The sequence below is a fragment of the Halobaculum marinum genome, assembly GCF_029338555.1.
Classification (GTDB): domain Archaea; phylum Halobacteriota; class Halobacteria; order Halobacteriales; family Haloferacaceae; genus Halobaculum; species Halobaculum marinum.
In genome coordinates, this window is sequence record NZ_CP119989.1 from 430,476 (window position 1) to 447,455 (window position 16,980).

A 16,980-nucleotide genomic window follows, 5' to 3' on the forward strand; every position below is an offset into this window, starting at 1 on the left:
GATTGTGGCCGGCGCCACCGACTGCGAGCGAGGCGAGGTGGACGGTGCCGACCCCGCCGTCGACGGTCACCTCGTCTCGACCGGCCAACCCCCGTCACAGTTACAACGGGCGAGCGGGACAGACATGTATGAGTGCTGAGGAATCGCCGTCCCTGGGGACGAACATCGAGGGCGACGCGCCCGACGTCGAGCGGGCCGTCGAGGCCGACGAGACGACGTACACCGAGGACGCCGACCTCGAACGGACGCTCGGACTCCCCGGCGGACTGGCAATCGGCGTCGGGACGATGATCGGCGCGGGCATCTTCGTGTTCCCGGGGTTGGCGGCGGGACGGGCGGGGCCGGCGGCCGCGGGGTCGTTCGCCCTCGGCGGCCTCGTGGCCCTATTGGTCGCCCTGCCGACGTCGGAGTTGGCGACCGCGATGCCCAAAAGCGGCGGCGGCTACTACTTCATCTCCCGGGGGCTGGGGACGCTCGCGGGCACCGTCGTCGGCCTGTCGCTGTGGTTCGGGTTGGTGTTCGCGACCGCGTTCTACCTCGTCGGCTTCGGCTTCTACGTCGTCGACACGTTCGCCGAACTCGGCATCACACTCGGGAGCGGACTCGTCATCCCGATCGCGTTAGTGTTCGGGGTGGGGTTCACCGTGTTGAACGTCACCGGAACCGAGAACGCCGCGAAACTCCAGAACGCCGTCGTGGCGCTGCTCCTGTCGATCCTCGTGGTCGTCTTGGCGTGGGGGTCCGCCGACGCCCTCGGGGTGATCGGTCCCGCCAGCCCGCCCGAACGGTTCCTGCCGTTCGGGCCGTTCCCGGTGTTGACCACCGCGGCGCTGGTGTTCACCTCCTACCTCGGGTTCGCGCAGGTCGCGACGGTCGCGGGCGAGATGAAGCGACCGGGGCGCAACCTCCCACTGGCGATGGTCGGGTCGGTCGTCGTCGTCGGGATCCTCTACGTCGTGACGATCTTCGTCGCGACGAGCGCGTTCGGGAGCGTCGAACTCGCGAGTCTGGGCGAGACCGCGATGGTCGACGTCGGGCGCCACTACCTCGGCGACGTCGGTGCGCTGGCGATCGTGTTCGGCGGACTCCTCGCGACGATGTCGAGCGCGAACGCGTCGATCCTGAGCACCTCCCGCGCGGTGTACGCCGTCTCGAAGGACGCGCTGTTGCCGCGGTGGGCGAGTCGGATCAACCTCCGGTACGGGACCCCGCACGTGGCACTGGGGCTGGCGGGCGGGCCGATCCTGGTGCTGGTGGCGACCGGGCGAGTCGAGGTACTGGCCGAGGTGGCGTCGTTCCTGCACCTCGTCCTCTACGGGCTCATCTGTGTCGCGCTGTTGGTGCTCAGACGCGACGAACCCGACTGGTACGACCCCGACTTCCGGACGCCGGGGTATCCGGTCGTCCCGGTGGTGGGCGCGCTCGCGAGTTTCGCGCTCATCGGGTTCATGCAGCCCCTCTCGCAGATCATCGGCGTCGGGGTCATGCTCGCGACGGCGGGGTGGTACGCCTACTACGCACGTGACGTCTCGCTCAAGGGGGCGCTGTCGTGACCCGCGTCGTCGTTCCCGTCGCGGTGCTGGAGAACCAGGCGGTGTCGCTCGGGTTGGTCGACCTGCTCGGGACGATGGACGTGACCGTGATGGGGTACCACGTCCTCCCCGAACAGACCCCGCCCGACCAGGCCCGACACCAGTACAGCGACCGCGCGAACGAGGCGCTGGCGGACATCGCGGCGGAGTTCCGGGACGCCGGCGGTGCAGCCGACTACCGACTCGTCTTCACGGACGACAAACACGCCTCGGTCCGGCGGATCGCCGACGAGGTCGGCGCCCGGTCGTACGTCATCCCGGGCGCGACCGGCACCATCGACCGACTGCTGGTGTCGTTGTCCGGCGACGTCGCCGCCGACCGGATCCTCGAGTTCGTGACCGACCTCGTCGGGGATCGCGAGATCCAGGTGACGCTCCTCCGGGTCGGGGGCGACGAGGGCGACACGTCGCTGGCCGCCGCCCAGTCGCAGTTGGCGGCGGCGGGAATCGACGCCCAGACGGTGTCGGCCACGGCGTCGAACCCCCTCGACGCCGTGGTGGCCGCCGTGCCCGACCACGACGCCATCGTGATGGGCGAACACGCGCCGTCGCTGCGGTCGTTCCTCTTCGGCGACATCACCGACCGCGTGGCCGAGGAGTCGGTCGGGCCGGTGCTCGTCGTGCGGCGGGACCCACCAGCTAGCGAGTAGTCCGGGACGGCTCAGCGCCCTACCGGCGGTACGCCTCACGCAGGAACGCCAGCGCGGCGCCGAACATCGCGAGGTTGCCGAAGAAGGCGAGGCGCTCGCCGCTGGCGTCGCCCTCCTCGTTCCAGAAGTCGTGCATCGTCGTCGTCACCACCGCGAGGAACGTGGCGGCGCCGCCGGTGGCGATCCGCGGGAACCGCCACAGCGCGATGCCGAGACCACACACCAGCATCATCCCCGAGGCGAACGGCGCCGCCAGTTCGGGCACCGGGACGCCCGCGGACTCGGCGTACTCGACGGTGTCGTCCATGTCGCGGAAGTCCTCCGAGGCCTGCAGCGCGAGACCGAGGCCGAACAGGACGCGCCCGACCCGCGAGAGCGATCTGTGGTCGGCGGATGCCTGCTCGTCGGGGGAGTCGGACTCGGTCGACGGCGCTGACGCGAGCGTTTCGCTCATACGTGTGACACATCGGCAGCGAGCAAAAGCCTGTCCGCCCCGCACCTCCCGGTCCACAGCCTCGTGGCCGCGTGAGTCGACGCTTACGCGTCGCTCCCGGCGGTGAACTCGTCGATCCGGCCGTGGAGCATGGCACGCACCGGTGTGACCACGTCGGAGTCGGCGGTGTGACGCTGGAGCATGGTCCCCGTGAGCGTCGAGAGGAGCCACGCACCGGCGGCGTCGGGGTCGACGTCCTCGTCGATGGTGCCGTCGGCGAGGCCGTCTGCGACCGCGCTCGCGAGGCGCTCGCGGATGTGCGCGTCGATGCGGGTGAACTCCTCGCGGAAGCGCGGTTCCGACACCGCCTGCGCCCGCAGGTCGATCATCAGTCGCTGGGCGTCGGCCATCTCCTCGTCCACCTCGGCGGCGAGGTAGATGTCGACGTACGCGCGGAGGCGGTCCAACGGGCCGGTGGTGTCCCGCTCGGCCTCGTCGAGCATCGCGAGGAAGTGGTCGCCCGCGAACCGGAGGAAGCCGGCGATGAGGTCGTCTTTGGAGTCGTAGTGGTAGTACAGCAGCGACTTGCTCTTCTCGAACTCGTCGGCGATGTGTGCGACCGTCAACTCGGCGTAGCCGTGGTCTTTCAGCGCCCGGAACGTCGCCTCCATGATGAGCGTCTCCACCTCGCTCCTGTCGCCACACGCAGTCACCTCGTCGTCGCTGGACTCGCTCATCGGATGTTCTCTCTCACAGTCGTGCGGTAATGAAGTCCTCGAAAGCGGGGATGTCACCCGCGCCCGTGCGGCAGACGCCGAGGGTGCCCGGTCGTCGACGCTCGGCGGGGTGACCGTGTATAGATCACTACCTACTTGTCCCGAGAGTATCCACACACGTGTATGTACATCGGACGCTTCGTCGTGGTCGGACCGAAGGTGGGCGCCTACCGAGTCTCCTCGCGGTCGTTCCCGAACCGACAGGTGACGCGACGCGGCGACGACACGCTGACGGTCGTGCCGACCGCCGAGGCCGAGGAGACGGACAACCCCTACGTCTCGTACAACTGCGCCCGGACGGCGGGCGAGGGCGTCGTGATCGGCAACGGCTCGCACGTCGACCCGATCGCCGAGAAGTACGAGCGCGGCTACCCGGCACGCGACGCGCTCGTCGAGGCGCTGCACGCGATGGACTACGAGAAGGACGACTACGACACCCCGCGCGTGGCGGGCATCGTCGAGGAGGACGCCGGCTACGTCGGCATCGTGCGCCGCGACGCGCTGCTCGTCCGCGAGGTCGACGAACCCCACCTCGTCGCGACGTACGAGGAGAACGAGCCCCGTCCGTTCGAGTTCGAACCGCGCACGGCGGTCGCGGCGGCACGAACCGTCTACGGCCTCGACTACGAGCACGCGGTGTGTGCGGCGGGCGTCCACGTCGGCGACGCGGGTGTCGGATTCGGCATCCAGAACACGGCCCCGGACGCGGAGTGACCAGCGGATCTGCGGTCGGTCGGCGCCGGAGGTAACAGGCCGGAGGGCGTTGCTCCGCCCATGCGACTCGGCCTCCTCTCTGACGTGCACGGCAACCGGATCGCGCTGGAGGCGGTTCTCGACGACATGCCACCCGTCGACGGTCTCGTGTGTGCGGGCGACGTGGTCGGCTACGGTCCGTGGCCCGGCGAGTGCGTGGACCTCGTGCGCGAGCACGAGATGGCGACAGTGCAGGGGAACCACGACCGCGCGGTCGCCGGCGGGCCGTACACGAACTTCAACGCGATGGCGAAGGCGGGCGTCGAGTACGCCCGGGAAACGCTCGACGACGAGTCGATTGCGTGGCTCTCGGAACTGCCGGAGCGACGCACCGTCGCCGACGGGCGCGTCGCCGTCGTCCACGGCCACCCGGACGACCCCGACCGCTACACCTACCCCCACCAGGTGTCGGAGGACCTGCTTCGGCTGGCAGCCGAGCGACTCGACGTGAACGAGTGGGAACTGGACGCGCTCGTGTTCGGCCACACCCACGTACAGGGCGTGGAGTCGTACCCTCGCGGCGTCGTCGTCAACCCCGGGAGCGTCGGCCAGCCGCGCGACGGCGACCCGCGAGCGGCGTACGCCGTGCTCGACGTGGAGGCCCGGGAGGTGGACCAGCGACGCGTCGAGTACGACGTCGACGCGGTCGCCGACGCGGTGGCCGAGGCGGGGCTCCCCGACCGGATCGGGAGCCGGCTGTTCGAGGGGAAGTGACGCACGGGCGGAGACAGGTGGCCGGAGAGGGTCGTCGCGAACGACGCGCGGGAGCGGCGAACACGGCGGCGAACGCGCGCCTCAGGAGGTCGCCCCGCGCGGCGTCACGTCGCGCACCGGCCGGACGGCGACCCACAGCACCCCCGCCGCCACCGCCACGGCGACACCGGTCGTCGAGAGGAACGTCAGCGGACCGACCGCGGCGGCGACCCGCCCCCCGAGGACGTTCGCCGTGCCGGAGACGAGGGTGAGCACCATCGAGACGCCCGACAGCACCGTCGCGCGGCCGGCACCAGTCAGCCGGTCGTTGATGTACTCGTTGCGGACCGGCCGTGTGATCCGTTGGAGGCCGCGCCGGAGGAACAGCGCCGGGAGCAACAGCACGGGGACGACCGCGAACGCGCCGTACGTGACGCCGATCACTGGAACCAGCAGGAGGAGGACACCGCGAGTGCCGAGGCGCTCGCTGATCGGGCCGGCGGCGCTCGCGGCGACCGCCGACACGAGTTTGAACGCGGCGTAGAGGACGCCCAAGCCGGCGACGGGGACGCCGACGGCTCGCATCGCCGGCTGCTCGAACACCCGCGTCACCGAGAACGCGAGGTTGAACAGTGCCGCGTAGACGACGATCCACCGGATCGACGGTCGCGTGAGTTGGCTGCGGAGCACGGCGGCCGCCTCGCGGACCCCGAGTGTCGTGTCGGTCGGACCAGTGGCAGTCGCCGCGGCGCCCGCGTCGGAGCTGTCGGAGGCTGAAGCGTTCCCGCCGGCGGGGGCGGCAGCGTCCGGCGAGTCGCCTCCGTGCGTCCGTGGGAGTGTGATCAGGACCGGAATCCCCAGCGCTGCCAGCATCGCGTTCGCGAGGAACGGGAGCACCGGGTCGACGGTGTACAACAACCCCGCCGCGAGCGCCGCACCTCCGGAGACGAGCAGCAGCGTCGAGTCAGCACGACCGGCGAACCGCGAGAACTCGTCGACGGCACCGTCGCGCGCCAGCAGTTCGTACAGCCACGCGTCCGCCGTCCCCGACTTGAGGGTCCACGCGATCGCCCACGACGCGTAGACGACCGCGAATCCGACCGTCGAGTCCGCGAGCGCGAAGCCGACCATCACGGCGACCGTGAGGACGCTCCCGACGCCGAGCGCCGTCCTGCGACCGAGTCGGTCGCCGAGGTAGCCCGTCGGCAGCTCCCAGGCGACCATCGAGAAGAGGAACGCCGCCTGTACGGCACCGATCTCTGGGAGTCCCAGCCCCTTCGACTCCATGTAGACGACGGAGACGGGGATGTAGAACCCCGACGACAGCGACGCCCGATAGGCGTAGTAGCGACGGATCGGCGACACCATATCGGGAGTACACGTATCTGCCGGAAAGCCGTTCCCGGAAGGCGGTTTCAGTCGGTCGAGTTACTGAAACTCGCTTCCGGAACGGAGGCGGCCGACGACCGGCGACGCCCCCGACTCAGAACACGGAGTCGGCGGTCGCCGCGCCGATGACCGAGAAGACGGCGCCGACGCTCATCGCCTTCAGCGTGATGTAGATCTGATCGCGCATCGGCACCGGCGGCTCGACGTGGTTCGGGATGAGCGTCGCGGGCGCGTCGAACGACAGCGCGAGGATGGCGACCGAGAGGTACGAGACGGCGATGAGCGAGACGAACCGGAGGGGGATTCCGCCGACCTCCGCCTCGCGGTCGGGGTCGCGGTCGTCGTCGGCCTTGTAGAGAGCGCCGTAGCCCACGAGGAGCACGATGATCGCCGTCGTCACCGCTTGGTACCACTCCATCCCGACGGCGAGGGCCCACACCTCGTCGGTGACCACGAACGGCCCCGCGAGGAGGAACCCGCCGACGACCTGTTGGGCGGTGTCCGCGAGTGCGAACCGCCTGGTTCGTCCGACCATACCCGCCCGTGGACGGGCGTGGATAAAACACCCCGTCACCGAGGGGTGACGCTGGCTGGGACGCGGTCGGGAGGTCGCGTCCAGGGGCGACGTGTCGACGAGCACCACCCCGGCGACCATTGCGACAGAGGACAGGGTTAAACAGCGACCCGTGTTATCCGGCGGCATGAATCACGCAGAATCTGACGTTCGTCCAACGGCTGTACGCGGGGGGGCGTCGTAATGCGCGTCGTCGCGAAGTTCGGCGGCACCTCCCTCGGGTCGGGCGACCGCGTCGAGCGAGCGGCTGACTCGATCGCCGCCGCCGTCGAGGAGGGCCACGAGATCGCCGTCGTCGCCAGCGCGATGGGATCGACCACCGACGACCTGCTCGACGAGATCACCTTCGAGGTGGGCGACAAGGACCGCGCCCAGATCGTGTCGATGGGCGAGCGCACCTCGGTGCGGATGCTCAAGGCCGCGCTGTCGGCGCGTGGCGTCAACGCCGTCTTCCTCGAACCCGGCGTCGGCGACTGGCCCGTCATCACCAACGAGGTCGGCGAAGTCGACGTCGAGGCGACGCGCGAGCGGGCGGCCGAACTCGCCGCCCAGATGGACGGCGTCGTCCCCGTGATCACCGGCTTCCTCGCGCAGACGATCGACGGCGAGGTGACGACGCTCGGACGCGGTGGCTCCGACACGACCGCCGTCATGCTCGGGAAGTACATGGACGCCGACGAGGTCGTCATCGTCACCGACGTGGAGGGCGTGATGACGGGCGACCCCCACGTCGTCGAGGGGGCGCGCAACGTCGCGCGCATCACCGTCGACGAACTGCGCAACCTCTCGTTCCGCGGCGCCGAAGTGATCGCCCCCTCGGCGCTGGTGTACAAAGACGAGGACCTCGACGTGCGCGTCGTCCACTACCAGCACGGCGACCTCCTCGGCGGCGGCACCCGCATCGAGGGGAGCTTCGAGAACCTCATCGACATGCGCGAAGACGAGCTGTCGTGCATCACCGTCGCCGGGCGCGCCATCCGCAACCGCCCGGGCATCCTCGCCGACCTGTCGGAGGCACTCCGTGAGGAGGGAATCAACATCGACGCAGTCGCCTCGGGGATGGACTCGGTGACGTTCTACGTCGACACCGACGCCGCCGAGCGTGCCGAGGCGGCGCTCCACGACGAGGTCGTCGTCGGCGACGGGTCGCTCTCGTCGGTGTCCACCGAAGGCGGCTACGCCGTCATCCGCGTCATGGGCGGCGAACTCCCGAATCGCCCGGGAGTCGTCTCCGACATCGTCGGCCCCATCGCCGAGGCCGGCATCACCGTACAGGACATCATCACTTCCGCCACCTCCGTCGCCATCTTCGTCGCGTGGGACGACCGCGAGGAGGTCCTCCGGATCGTCCAAGACGAGTTCTGAAGCGGCGGGTGCGACTCCCCGCACGGATCGGTAACGCGTTAGGGCGGTCTGGCCCCCTCAGTACGCCAGACCGAGGTACGTGAACCCGAGGCCGACGAGCAGCAGGACGGCGCCGATGACGTACGCGACTCCCCGCTCCCCGGGCACGGGGCCGTCCGCCGTCACGAGGTTCAGGTCGCGCGCACCCCGGAGGAGCGGGTTTCGGATGACGTACAGCCCCCCGAAAACGAAGAACAGGCCGACGGCGACGGTCGTGAGTGCCATGGTCAGGTCGTCAGCGGCGCACGGCGCGTCCGCCAACTGTTCGATCACCGGTTGCGTCCGGTTCGGGAAGGTCTTTTCGCGGTCGGTGGGGCACTCGCCCTCCTCGGCCGTTGCCGTCGCCGGTGTCGGCACTCCCGGCGCTGGTTGCGGGGGCAGTCGCGTCGCCGCGGCGACCGACAGGCCGACCGCGGTGTCTCTCGCAGCGTGTCTCCCGGTCGGTCTCGACCGGGCGCTCACCCGAGCCACGGTCGGACGGGACGCCCGTACCGAGCAGGATCCCACGCTGGTCGGGTCGTCCCCCGGCGGAATTTAAGTTCGAGCGGGCGCTGTCGACACCATGGACTACACGCTCGCCGTCGGAGACGTCGAAACCACCATCCCCGGCGGGACAGGAGTACTGCTGCTCCACCCGAGCATCGGCGAGACCGACCGAGTCGACACGGACTTCCTGAAGGCAGACACCGACAACTTCCTCGTCGTCTCCACGCGAACCACCGCCCGCGAGGTCGAGCAGAAGCTCGAACACTACGAGGTCGACGAGTCGCGCGCGGAAATCCTCGACACCATCTCCGTCGAGCGTGGCTACTCGCGGCGCAGTTCCGACCACTTCCACTACGTCTCCTCGCCGGACGACCTCGACGGCGTCGTCGAACAGGTCGAACGATTCCTCGCCTCTCACGCCGGGAAGCGCCGCCTCAGCGTCGACTCGCTCACCGAGTTGGCGTACTACGCGGACGTGGACGGGGTGTACGACGCCACCGTCGAGATTCTCGACCTCCTCGACGAACACGAAGCCGTGGGGCTGTTCCACCTCTCACACGAGGTGCACGACCAGTCGGTGTTGGATCGTTTCCGCTCGCTGTTCGACGTGGTGATCGACCTCGACGACGGCGGCGACGTGTCGGTGACGGTCGACCTCGACGAAGAGTAGCAACGATATCGACAGAAGCGGTGTCGGCGGTGGTGACCACCCCGACTGACGCTACTCGGCCAGTTTCTCGAACGTCTTCTCCGCCCACCGAACCGCGTAGTCGGCGCCGTGTTCGCGGTAGGCCGCGGTGTCCAGCGCCGAGAACGGGGCCGGGAGGTCGAGGTCGTGTTTCACGGCGGCGCAGGCGTACTCCGTCGCCGCGGTGAAGGAGAGGCTCCCCGTCGCAACCTCCGACGAGAGGTGCTCCAGTCGGTCGACGAGTCGGTCGCCGGCGTCGACCCACGCGGCGTGCAGTTGCGGGCGCGACTCCTCCCACGAGCGGAACTCCTCGCGCACCCGCAGGCCGACCCACGCGTCGAACAGCGCCGCGGCGAGTTGGTACGTCTCGTTGGGGCCCAACGGCGTCGCCGCGTCGAGGTCGCGGTACGACGCCTCGAAGAAGCCGAGGAAGTGCTCGGGCACGTCGAGCGACACCTCGACGAACGCCTCCGCGAACAGGAACGCGAGGAAGTCGTCGGGGGTCCCCTCCGCGCGCTTCTTCGCGATCACCGTCGGCGGGGCGGTCTGGCGGGTCCACACGACCGTCCCGTCGCCGGGCATCCCGATGGTGAAGTCCGACCCGGCGTAGCGCCGGAGCTGTGCCGGCGCGTCCTCGGGGAGCCACTCGGGTGGGTACGCCACCGGGTCGAGCGCGTCCACGAGGAGTCCCAACTCCTCGGCGGCCTCCGGCGGGATGGTCTCGAAGTCCGCGGCGGCGTCGAGCACGAGGCTCTCCGGGGCGTACGCCTCGCGGACGGCTTCGACGTGGTCGGGCAGGTCCCGACGCTCGAAGCCGGCCATCTACCCGAACGCGAGAACGAGGATGATCCCGACCGCGAGGACGGTCGAGACACCGACTGTACCGAGCACGATCTTCGTCGCCTTGCTCATGTTCCGACGTGGCATGGCGTGGTGCATAAAGGCTTCAGTACGCGACGGGGGCGGGTCGTGCAGATCCGACCCGAACGCCCCTGCAGTCAGTCCGCCTCCGCCGACGCTCCGACCCCGGCCTCGCGGGCGACGCGCTTCCACGCGTCGCTGTGGTAGCGCACGAGGTTGACGACCGCCCGGGCGTACAGGTCGCCGACGATGGCCGCGAACACGGCGAGCAGCCCCAGATCCATGCCTGGGAGCGGCACGACCAGCGGCGCGAGGCCGAGCGTCGCCGCGAGCGGCCCGGCGAACAGCGTCACCGCGTACCCTGCCGGCAGGGCGAGGACGGCGATGGGGAGACGGACCGCGTACGTGCCGAGGAGCCCGCCGTACAGGGGCCACCGCGTGTCGCCGGCGCCCCGCAGGCCGCCGCGCATCGTCCGCGCGACGGCGAAGCCGGCGACACCCAACCCGAACACGCGGATGAAGGTGACCGTGAGGTCGAGGTTCTCGGACCCGAACGCCGCCGCCAGCGGGCGGGCGAACACCGCGATGACGGCGCCGATGAGCAGTTGGGTGACGAGCGCGAGTCGGAGCGTCTGCCAGCCGTACTCGTCGGCCTCCTCGTCGTCGCCGGCGCCGATGGCCTGTCCGACGAGCGTCGAGGCCGCCGTGGAGTAGCCCCACGCCGGCATGAGTGCGAGGAGCATCACCCGCCGACCGATGGCGTACGCGGCGACGACGTCGGTGCCGAGCACGCCGAGCACGAACAGGAACGGGAAACGCCCGAACGTTCTGGAGAGGCGAGTCCCCGCCAGCGGAAGGCTCACCCGGACGAGTTCGCGTGCCACCTCGGTGTCCCACTGCTTGCCCCGCACGGGGAACCGGACGGCGTAGCGGCCCGACAGCAGCGCCCACGTGAACACGACGCCCGCGAGCGTCGTCGCCGCGACGGTCCCCCACGCGGCGCCGACGACACCGAGTTCGGGGAACGGACCGAGGCCGAAGATGAGCGCTGCGTTGAGGCCGACGTTCGTCGGGAGCGTGAGCAGGCGGACGTACATCGGCGTCCGGGTGTCGCCCGACCCCGCGAGTGCGCGGGCGGCGATCATCGACCAGAAGCGGAACCCGACCGAGTACATGACCACTCGGAGGTAGTCGCCGCCGAGCGCGATCGTTCGCGGGTCGTTCGTGAGGACGCCGACCAGTTCCTCGCTGTAGAGGTGCGTGAACAGGGTGATCGGGACGGCGAGCGCGAGTGCGATCCACAGCGACTGCTTGATCACGAAGTTCGCCTCCGCGGGGTCGCCGGCACCCTGGAACCGCGAGACGACGCTGATCGTGCCCGAGGTGAGCGCGAGCGCGAGGCCGAACGGGACGAAGTAGTACTGGAAGCCGAACTCCAGCGCCGCGATTGCGGCGCCGCCGGCGTACATCCCGACCATCAGGAAGTCGGCGACGCGCAGGAGCGTCCGGAGGCCGCCGGTCACCATCACCGGGACCGCCAGGTCGAACGCCTTCTCGCCCTTCTCGCGGTCGACGAGGCCGAGGCTCGCGAGGAGGACGGGGAACGTGAGGAGCGCCGAGCGGGCGCGCTCGCGCAGCGATGACAGCATCCGGTTCGGATCGACGGCCGGTGGAAAAAGGCTCTACCGAAACCGGGTGAGTTCCAGTGGAACCGGCGCGGGTGCCTCGGCCATCGGAACCGGGTCAGTTCGAGTGAAACCGCCTGGCGGAAGACGAGACGGAGACGGAGTCGAACCCGTGGAGGCGAAACTGGCGGGTCGAAGTAGTGAGACGCACCGTCGGGTGCGACGGTTCGAGTGGAACCGGAGGGGATGAGGCGTGCGCCCGAGTGGCCGAGCGTCTGCGCGTCGCCGCGTCAGCGGTCGTCCCAGCCTTCGGGCATCTCGATGACGTAGCGGCCGTCCTCGCGAAGTGAGATGATGTACTCCTCGCGGTCGTACAACTCCATGAGGTTCAGTTCGTACTGCCCCGGACTGACGATCCGGATCGACTCGAACTGGTCGTTGAGCTTCTGACGGAGCGCGTCGAGGTTGGGGTCTACCGACTCCTCGTCCGCCGACTCGTCGGGTGCGGGAGCGTCCGCACCCGCGTCGACCTCGTCGGTCGGCGACGTGTCGGACTGCTCCGGCGCCGCGGCGGCGATCTCGTCTTCGGAGACGACCTCCGAGCGAGCGCTCGCCTGTGCGCCGTCTTCGTTCCCGGTCGAGGCGGGCGTCGACGACCGCTCTGTCGGGGTGGGCTGGTCCGGCGTCGGCGACTGATCCGGTGCTCCCGCCCTGTCGGCGACCGTTTCGGGTGGAGCGTCTGACCGCGTCGACTCCGGCGTGGCGGTCGACTGCGACGGCGTCGACGGCTGTTCGGCGGCCCCGGCGCCGCTGGACTGGTCGGTCGACCCCGCGGGTCGGAACTGGAACTTGTTGCCGCCGCAGTCGGGACACCCCGAGAGCATCTCCTTGGAGCCGTCGGCGAACGTGCGGCCGCAGTTGGTGCACTGGTGCGGCATCGACTACCTCCGGGAGACGAGCGCGCTGATGAGGTCCTCGTCTTTGTGCAGCGTCTCGATCTGGTTGGCCGGGCCGATCACGGTCAGCTTGTTCGGCGACTCCTCTTTGCCGAGGAGTCGCCCCATCAGCCCCTGGTTGGGCTGGTGAGTGGAGGGGTACGTCTCGATCTCGATGCCGGAGAAGTCGTCCGGGCTGATCTCGGTCATCGTGACCTCGATGAGCTTCGACTCCTCCTCCGGCGACAGGCCCGCCTCGAGGACGACGATGTCGCCGTCGCGGACGGAGTCGAGGATGAGTCGGATCTTCTCCATGGAGGTGAGCCCCTCCATGCGGGCGCCGCTGATCAAGTCGAGCCTGACGCCGTCGCCGGAGTCACCGTCGTCCGGGGTGGTGGCTTCTGGCATTATCCGAAGTACTCCGCGATCTTCTCGTACACTTCCTCCATGTTGTCCCCCTCCAGCGCCGACAGCGGCACCGTCTCGTGTTGCGGGAACGCGTCGGAGATGCGCTTCACGTCGGAGTCGTCGAGGTCGACCTTGTTCGCGAAGATGAGCACCGGGAGGTCCTGGCTCTCGATGATCCCGATGAGCATCGTGTTTACCTGCGTGAACGGGTCCGTACTGGAGTCGAGCACGTAGATGACGCCGTCGACGTCCTCGCGGAGCCAGTGCATCGCCTCGGCGACGCCCTCGGTCGCCTCGCGCGACCGCTTGACGGCGTCGTCTTTCTCCATGTCGTGGTCGAGGAACTCCTTGTAGTCGACCTTCGTCGTCACGCCGGGCGTGTCGACGATGTCGATGGTGACGGTCTTCCCGTTCCGTTCGATGGTTACGTTCTCCTTTCTACGCGCGCGACGCGTCTCGTGCGGGATGTGACTCTCCGGCCCCACCGCGTCGCCGGTCCAGTCGCGGGCGATTCGGTTCGCCAGCGTCGTCTTCCCGGCGTTCGGCGGTCCGTAGATCCCGATTCGTTTGGGTTCGTCGTCGGCGAAGAGCCGATCGGTGACCCGTGTGATGCTGTCCCTGAGATTGGTGAGCAGACCCATCCTGGCCTCCGTGCTCCTCCGTCCCGTGTGGAGGGCGTTATCGCTCCAAACCAGTGACGCCACTTAAGCACTACGTCAGACGGGTTACGTCATGCCTTCTCCGCGTATCGCACGGCGTACTCCGGCGTCGAAGCGACAGACCGGCACCCGGTGTCGGAGTAGGTCGACTCTCGAGTGAACCGGTTGACACCGAACGGGCTTCGCAGGCGTTCGAGGCAGTTCGACCGGAAGCGGGGGGCGGAGCGCGGTCCGCGAACGCTCGCGGTACCGGAGAGTGCGGACGAGTCGAATCGACGACCCCACGATCCGTGCGGGACGTCTTCCCACCGATTCCGCTCTCGACGCTCGACCATCGAAGGACGAGGCTCAACCAGCACAATACAGGCGGCGACACGAGCAACGTCGATGCGTCGGGCGATTAGCATCGTGCTAGCGACGGACGGTTGCACGACGCGTGCGGAGAGACGGGTGAACTGTCGAGCAGAATGGGTCGTGGCTCGACCGTCTTCACGGTCACCGTTCGGGCACCACCTGTCGCTGGAGTGACCGTTCTCGGGCCGTTACCCCCACCCCCACCCCTCCGTTTCGACTGGAACCGGGCGTGAGGGTGGGGGTGGGGCCGCGGCTCGGCGTTCCCTCCTCTTTCCACACCACCTAAAATAACGCTATTTGCTAGCGGTGCGGATATTGTTGGCTAGCATGTGTGATAAAGGTGCCGAGGTCTAGACGCACCCTCCCCCACCCCCTCTCTCGTCGTGTTCCACCAGAAACGAAGGGGTGGGGGGGTCCGGGAACCACCCCCCGACGGCGGAACTCCCCCGTCGCTCACCGCCCCGACGACCTCCCCGGCTTCTAGTCGAAACCGGTTACGTAGCCGGCGGAGACACGCGACCGGTCACACCGAAACCGGGACGCTGAGCTGGTCTCCGGTGACTGGCAGCCAGCGACTGCCGGCCGGCGACTGACCGCGGCGCTGGTTCCGACCACCTCCTCGACGCTGGGATCGGTCACGTCGACAGTTCGTCGCGACGACGGCACCTCCGCCGCAGATCTCGGCGGCCGCTTTCGGTACCCATCTCCCGCAGACCCGATCGAACAGTAACGCTTTTGCGTAGGCTGTCCAACGGTTTCGATTGCATCATCTGGACGCCGTCCGTCGCCGACGCGACCACCAACCCCCACGGAAGACGGGAGAGACGCCGGGATACGGCGGGTGAACGGCACGGTTCCAGTCGAAACGAAGGGGTACACAAATCGATGACACGGGACGAGACAACCACCGACGGCGCGGACGACGACGGACCCGACACCGTAGGCGACGGGTCTACGCAGGGCGAGGAACGGACCGAGGCGAGAGAGTCGGACGTCGATCCAGACACGACTGCCGACACCGACCCCGACGCCGAGGACGTCCCCGCAGACGACGTTCCCGCCGACGATGTCCCCACCGACGACATCCCCGCCGACGACACTTCTACCGACCCCGAGGCTGACGACGACACCGGTTCGACCGACCCGACCGACCCGACCGACACGGACGCGCCGAACGTCGACGGCAACGCCTTCCAGTTCGGGTCGGGGTCCCGCTCGCGCGCCGACGTCGACCTCGACGTCGACGAGGTGCTGGCCGACGACGACGGCGCCAGCACCGGCCTGTTCGACGACCTCCTCTCGGGAGAACCGATCTTCGAGAACAAGGAGGTGCTGCGCCCGTCCTACACGCCACACGAACTCCCCCACCGGTCCGACCAGATCAACAAGATGGCGACCATCCTCGTGTCCGCCCTGCGCGGGGAGACGCCGTCGAACATCCTCATCTACGGGAAGACGGGGACGGGGAAGACGGCGTCCGCGAAGTTCGTCTCCCAGGAACTGGAGTCGACGAGCCAGAAGTACGACGTGCCCTGCGAGGTCGAGTACATCAACTGCGAGGTGACGGACACGCAGTATCGCGTGCTCGCGCAACTCGCGAACAAGTTCATCGAGAAGAACGAGGCGGTCATCGACGGGAAACTCGACGACCTCCGCGAACTCCGGTCGGCGGCGACCGACCACCCCGACGCACTCGCCGACTCGGAGTTCGACTCCGTCGACGCCGTCGACGAGCGCATCGCCGAACTCGAGGCCGACCGCGACGACATCGAGGAGGTGCCGATGACCGGGTGGCCGACCGACCGCGTGTACACGACGTTCTTCGACGCCGTCGACTACCACGAGCGCGTGGTCGTCATCATGCTCGACGAGATCGACAAACTCGTCGAGAAGTCCGGCGACGACACGCTGTACAACCTCTCGCGGATGAACTCGGAGTTGAACAACTCCCGGATCTCCATCATGGGGATCTCGAACGACCTGAAGTTCACCGACTTCCTCGACCCCCGCGTCAAGTCGAGCCTCGGCGAAGAGGAGATCGTGTTCCCACCGTACGACGCGAACCAACTCCGGGACATCCTCCAGCACCGCTCGGACATCGCGTTCAAGGGCGACGCGCTCACAGAGGACGTGATCCCGCTGTGTGCGGCGTTCGCAGCCCAGGAGCACGGCGACGCCCGCCGCGCGCTCGACCTGCTTCGCACTGCGGGCGAACTCGCCGAGCGCTCGCAGGCTGACCTGGTCGAGGAGGCACACGTCCGGCAAGCACAGGACAAAATCGAGTTGGACCGCGTCGTCGAGGTCGTCCGCACGCTCCCGACGCAGAGTAAGATCGTCCTGTTCTCGATCATCCTCCTGGAGCAGAACGGCGTCCACAACGTCAACACCGGCGAGGTGTTCAACATCTACAAGCGCCTCTGTGAGGAGATCGACGCCGACGTACTCACCCAGCGCCGCGTCACCGACCTCATCTCCGAGTTGGACATGCTCGGCATCGTCAACGCCGTCGTCGTCTCGAAGGGTCGCTACGGGCGGACGAAGGAGATCAGCCTCTCGGTCCCCGTCGAGGAGACCGAGGCTGTCCTCCTCTCGGACTCCCGCCTCGGCGACATCGAGGACGTCCAGCCGTTCGTCCAGGCCCGCTTCGACAACTGACCGAGGCGCTCCACCCCACCCCTTCGTTTCGACTCCGACACCCCG

The 16,980-nt window shown here is 68.7% G+C and carries 18 protein-coding genes; 7 read left to right on the forward strand and 11 right to left on the reverse strand.

Annotated elements, in window-relative coordinates:
• Positions 1 to 128 precede the first annotated feature (128 nt).
• Entirely contained in the window at positions 129 to 1,553 is a 1,425-nt protein-coding gene (locus P0R32_RS02360; protein WP_276238323.1) for an APC family permease, read from the forward strand.
• A complete protein-coding gene (locus tag P0R32_RS02365; protein ID WP_276238325.1) occupies positions 1,550 to 2,242 on the forward strand; it encodes a universal stress protein in 693 nt (230 codons plus the stop codon). The genes P0R32_RS02360 and P0R32_RS02365 overlap by 4 nt, the downstream gene beginning before the upstream one ends.
• Before the next feature lie 19 nt (positions 2,243 to 2,261).
• Here P0R32_RS02365 and P0R32_RS02370 read toward each other — a convergent pair whose 3' ends face one another.
• Together P0R32_RS02370 and P0R32_RS02375 are read right to left on the reverse strand one after the other, a co-directional pair.
• Positions 2,262 to 2,696: a DoxX family protein gene (locus P0R32_RS02370; RefSeq protein WP_276238326.1), complete on the reverse strand. Its 435-nt coding sequence runs from the start codon at positions 2,694 to 2,696 to the stop codon at positions 2,262 to 2,264.
• Between the two features lie 83 nt (positions 2,697 to 2,779).
• Positions 2,780 to 3,412, reverse strand: coding sequence for a TetR/AcrR family transcriptional regulator (locus P0R32_RS02375; RefSeq protein ID WP_276238327.1), 633 nt, complete (start codon positions 3,410 to 3,412; stop codon positions 2,780 to 2,782).
• A 162-nt stretch (positions 3,413 to 3,574) separates the two neighbouring features.
• Here P0R32_RS02375 and P0R32_RS02380 point away from each other — a divergent pair, with 162 nt between their 5' ends.
• Positions 3,575 to 4,165, forward strand: coding sequence for an IMP cyclohydrolase (locus P0R32_RS02380; protein ID WP_276238328.1), 591 nt, complete (start codon positions 3,575 to 3,577; stop codon positions 4,163 to 4,165).
• A 60-nt stretch (positions 4,166 to 4,225) separates the two neighbouring features.
• A complete protein-coding gene (locus P0R32_RS02385; RefSeq protein ID WP_276238329.1) occupies positions 4,226 to 4,918 on the forward strand; it encodes a metallophosphoesterase family protein in 693 nt (230 codons plus the stop codon).
• A gap of 81 nt (positions 4,919 to 4,999) precedes the next feature.
• Here P0R32_RS02385 and P0R32_RS02390 read toward each other — a convergent pair whose 3' ends face one another.
• Together P0R32_RS02390 and P0R32_RS02395 are read right to left on the reverse strand one after the other, a co-directional pair.
• Entirely contained in the window at positions 5,000 to 6,265 is a 1,266-nt protein-coding gene (locus tag P0R32_RS02390) for an MFS transporter (protein ID WP_276238330.1), read from the reverse strand.
• Between the two features lie 115 nt (positions 6,266 to 6,380).
• Positions 6,381 to 6,821: a DUF2391 family protein gene (locus tag P0R32_RS02395; RefSeq protein ID WP_276238331.1), complete on the reverse strand. Its 441-nt coding sequence runs from the start codon at positions 6,819 to 6,821 to the stop codon at positions 6,381 to 6,383.
• Positions 6,822 to 7,043: 222 nt separating this feature from the next.
• Here P0R32_RS02395 and P0R32_RS02400 point away from each other — a divergent pair, with 222 nt between their 5' ends.
• The gene (locus P0R32_RS02400; protein WP_276238332.1) at positions 7,044 to 8,225 is read left to right on the forward strand and encodes an aspartate kinase; all 1,182 of its coding nucleotides are present in this window, start codon (positions 7,044 to 7,046) and stop codon (positions 8,223 to 8,225) included.
• A 57-nt stretch (positions 8,226 to 8,282) separates the two neighbouring features.
• Here P0R32_RS02400 and P0R32_RS02405 read toward each other — a convergent pair whose 3' ends face one another.
• Positions 8,283 to 8,489: a hypothetical protein gene (locus tag P0R32_RS02405; RefSeq protein ID WP_276238333.1), complete on the reverse strand. Its 207-nt coding sequence runs from the start codon at positions 8,487 to 8,489 to the stop codon at positions 8,283 to 8,285.
• Between the two features lie 337 nt (positions 8,490 to 8,826).
• On the opposite strand from P0R32_RS02405, the gene P0R32_RS02410 reads away from it, so the two are divergent.
• The gene (locus P0R32_RS02410) at positions 8,827 to 9,420 is read left to right on the forward strand and encodes a DUF7090 family protein (protein ID WP_276238334.1); all 594 of its coding nucleotides are present in this window, start codon (positions 8,827 to 8,829) and stop codon (positions 9,418 to 9,420) included.
• Positions 9,421 to 9,471: 51 nt separating this feature from the next.
• On the opposite strand, the gene P0R32_RS02415 is transcribed toward P0R32_RS02410, so the two are convergent.
• From P0R32_RS02415 to P0R32_RS02435, 6 genes are all read right to left on the reverse strand, one after another.
• Positions 9,472 to 10,260, reverse strand: a complete 789-nt coding sequence (locus P0R32_RS02415) for a DUF7089 family protein (protein WP_276238335.1) — start codon at positions 10,258 to 10,260, stop codon at positions 9,472 to 9,474.
• On the reverse strand, positions 10,261 to 10,350 hold the full coding sequence (locus tag P0R32_RS17935; RefSeq protein WP_432764783.1) for a hypothetical protein: 90 nt from the start codon (positions 10,348 to 10,350) through the stop codon (positions 10,261 to 10,263).
• An 86-nt stretch (positions 10,351 to 10,436) separates the two neighbouring features.
• Positions 10,437 to 11,948 carry an MATE family efflux transporter gene (locus tag P0R32_RS02420; protein ID WP_276238337.1) on the reverse strand — a complete coding sequence of 504 codons (1,512 nt, stop codon included), beginning with the start codon at positions 11,946 to 11,948 and terminating at the stop codon, positions 10,437 to 10,439.
• A 266-nt stretch (positions 11,949 to 12,214) separates the two neighbouring features.
• Positions 12,215 to 12,862 carry a Zn-ribbon domain-containing protein gene (locus P0R32_RS02425; protein WP_276238338.1) on the reverse strand — a complete coding sequence of 216 codons (648 nt, stop codon included), beginning with the start codon at positions 12,860 to 12,862 and terminating at the stop codon, positions 12,215 to 12,217.
• Between the two features lie 3 nt (positions 12,863 to 12,865).
• Complete coding sequence (locus P0R32_RS02430) at positions 12,866 to 13,267, reverse strand: DUF2073 domain-containing protein (RefSeq protein ID WP_276238339.1); 402 nt, start codon at positions 13,265 to 13,267, stop codon at positions 12,866 to 12,868.
• On the reverse strand, positions 13,267 to 13,908 hold the full coding sequence (locus P0R32_RS02435; protein WP_276238340.1) for an Era-like GTP-binding protein: 642 nt from the start codon (positions 13,906 to 13,908) through the stop codon (positions 13,267 to 13,269). Before P0R32_RS02435 ends, P0R32_RS02430 begins: the two co-directional genes overlap by 1 nt.
• A 1,257-nt stretch (positions 13,909 to 15,165) precedes the next feature.
• Between P0R32_RS02435 and P0R32_RS02440 the strand changes: the two genes are divergently transcribed.
• Entirely contained in the window at positions 15,166 to 16,935 is a 1,770-nt protein-coding gene (locus P0R32_RS02440; protein ID WP_276238341.1) for a Cdc6/Cdc18 family protein, read from the forward strand.
• Positions 16,936 to 16,980: the final 45 nt, after the last annotated feature.

Bases quoted from the DNA above. Each gene is read 5' to 3' on its own strand.
- P0R32_RS02425 (WP_276238338.1), bottom strand. From the start codon at position 12,862: ATGCCGCACCAGTGCACCAACTGCGGCCGCACGTTCGCCGACGGCTCC.
- P0R32_RS02440 (WP_276238341.1), top strand. From the start codon at position 15,166: ATGACACGGGACGAGACAACCACCGACGGCGCGGACGACGACGGACCC.
- P0R32_RS02370 (WP_276238326.1), bottom strand. From the start codon at position 2,696: ATGAGCGAAACGCTCGCGTCAGCGCCGTCGACCGAGTCCGACTCCCCC.
- P0R32_RS02385 (WP_276238329.1), top strand. From the start codon at position 4,226: ATGCGACTCGGCCTCCTCTCTGACGTGCACGGCAACCGGATCGCGCTG.
- P0R32_RS17935 (WP_432764783.1), bottom strand. From the start codon at position 10,350: ATGAGCAAGGCGACGAAGATCGTGCTCGGTACAGTCGGTGTCTCGACC.
- P0R32_RS02410 (WP_276238334.1), top strand. From the start codon at position 8,827: ATGGACTACACGCTCGCCGTCGGAGACGTCGAAACCACCATCCCCGGC.
- P0R32_RS02395 (WP_276238331.1), bottom strand. From the start codon at position 6,821: ATGGTCGGACGAACCAGGCGGTTCGCACTCGCGGACACCGCCCAACAG.
- P0R32_RS02390 (WP_276238330.1), bottom strand. From the start codon at position 6,265: ATGGTGTCGCCGATCCGTCGCTACTACGCCTATCGGGCGTCGCTGTCG.
- P0R32_RS02430 (WP_276238339.1), bottom strand. From the start codon at position 13,267: ATGCCAGAAGCCACCACCCCGGACGACGGTGACTCCGGCGACGGCGTC.
- P0R32_RS02435 (WP_276238340.1), bottom strand. From the start codon at position 13,908: ATGGGTCTGCTCACCAATCTCAGGGACAGCATCACACGGGTCACCGAT.
- P0R32_RS02380 (WP_276238328.1), top strand. From the start codon at position 3,575: ATGTACATCGGACGCTTCGTCGTGGTCGGACCGAAGGTGGGCGCCTAC.
- P0R32_RS02400 (WP_276238332.1), top strand. From the start codon at position 7,044: ATGCGCGTCGTCGCGAAGTTCGGCGGCACCTCCCTCGGGTCGGGCGAC.
- P0R32_RS02375 (WP_276238327.1), bottom strand. From the start codon at position 3,412: ATGAGCGAGTCCAGCGACGACGAGGTGACTGCGTGTGGCGACAGGAGC.
- P0R32_RS02405 (WP_276238333.1), bottom strand. From the start codon at position 8,489: ATGGCACTCACGACCGTCGCCGTCGGCCTGTTCTTCGTTTTCGGGGGG.
- P0R32_RS02415 (WP_276238335.1), bottom strand. From the start codon at position 10,260: ATGGCCGGCTTCGAGCGTCGGGACCTGCCCGACCACGTCGAAGCCGTC.
- P0R32_RS02360 (WP_276238323.1), top strand. From the start codon at position 129: ATGAGTGCTGAGGAATCGCCGTCCCTGGGGACGAACATCGAGGGCGAC.
- P0R32_RS02420 (WP_276238337.1), bottom strand. From the start codon at position 11,948: ATGCTGTCATCGCTGCGCGAGCGCGCCCGCTCGGCGCTCCTCACGTTC.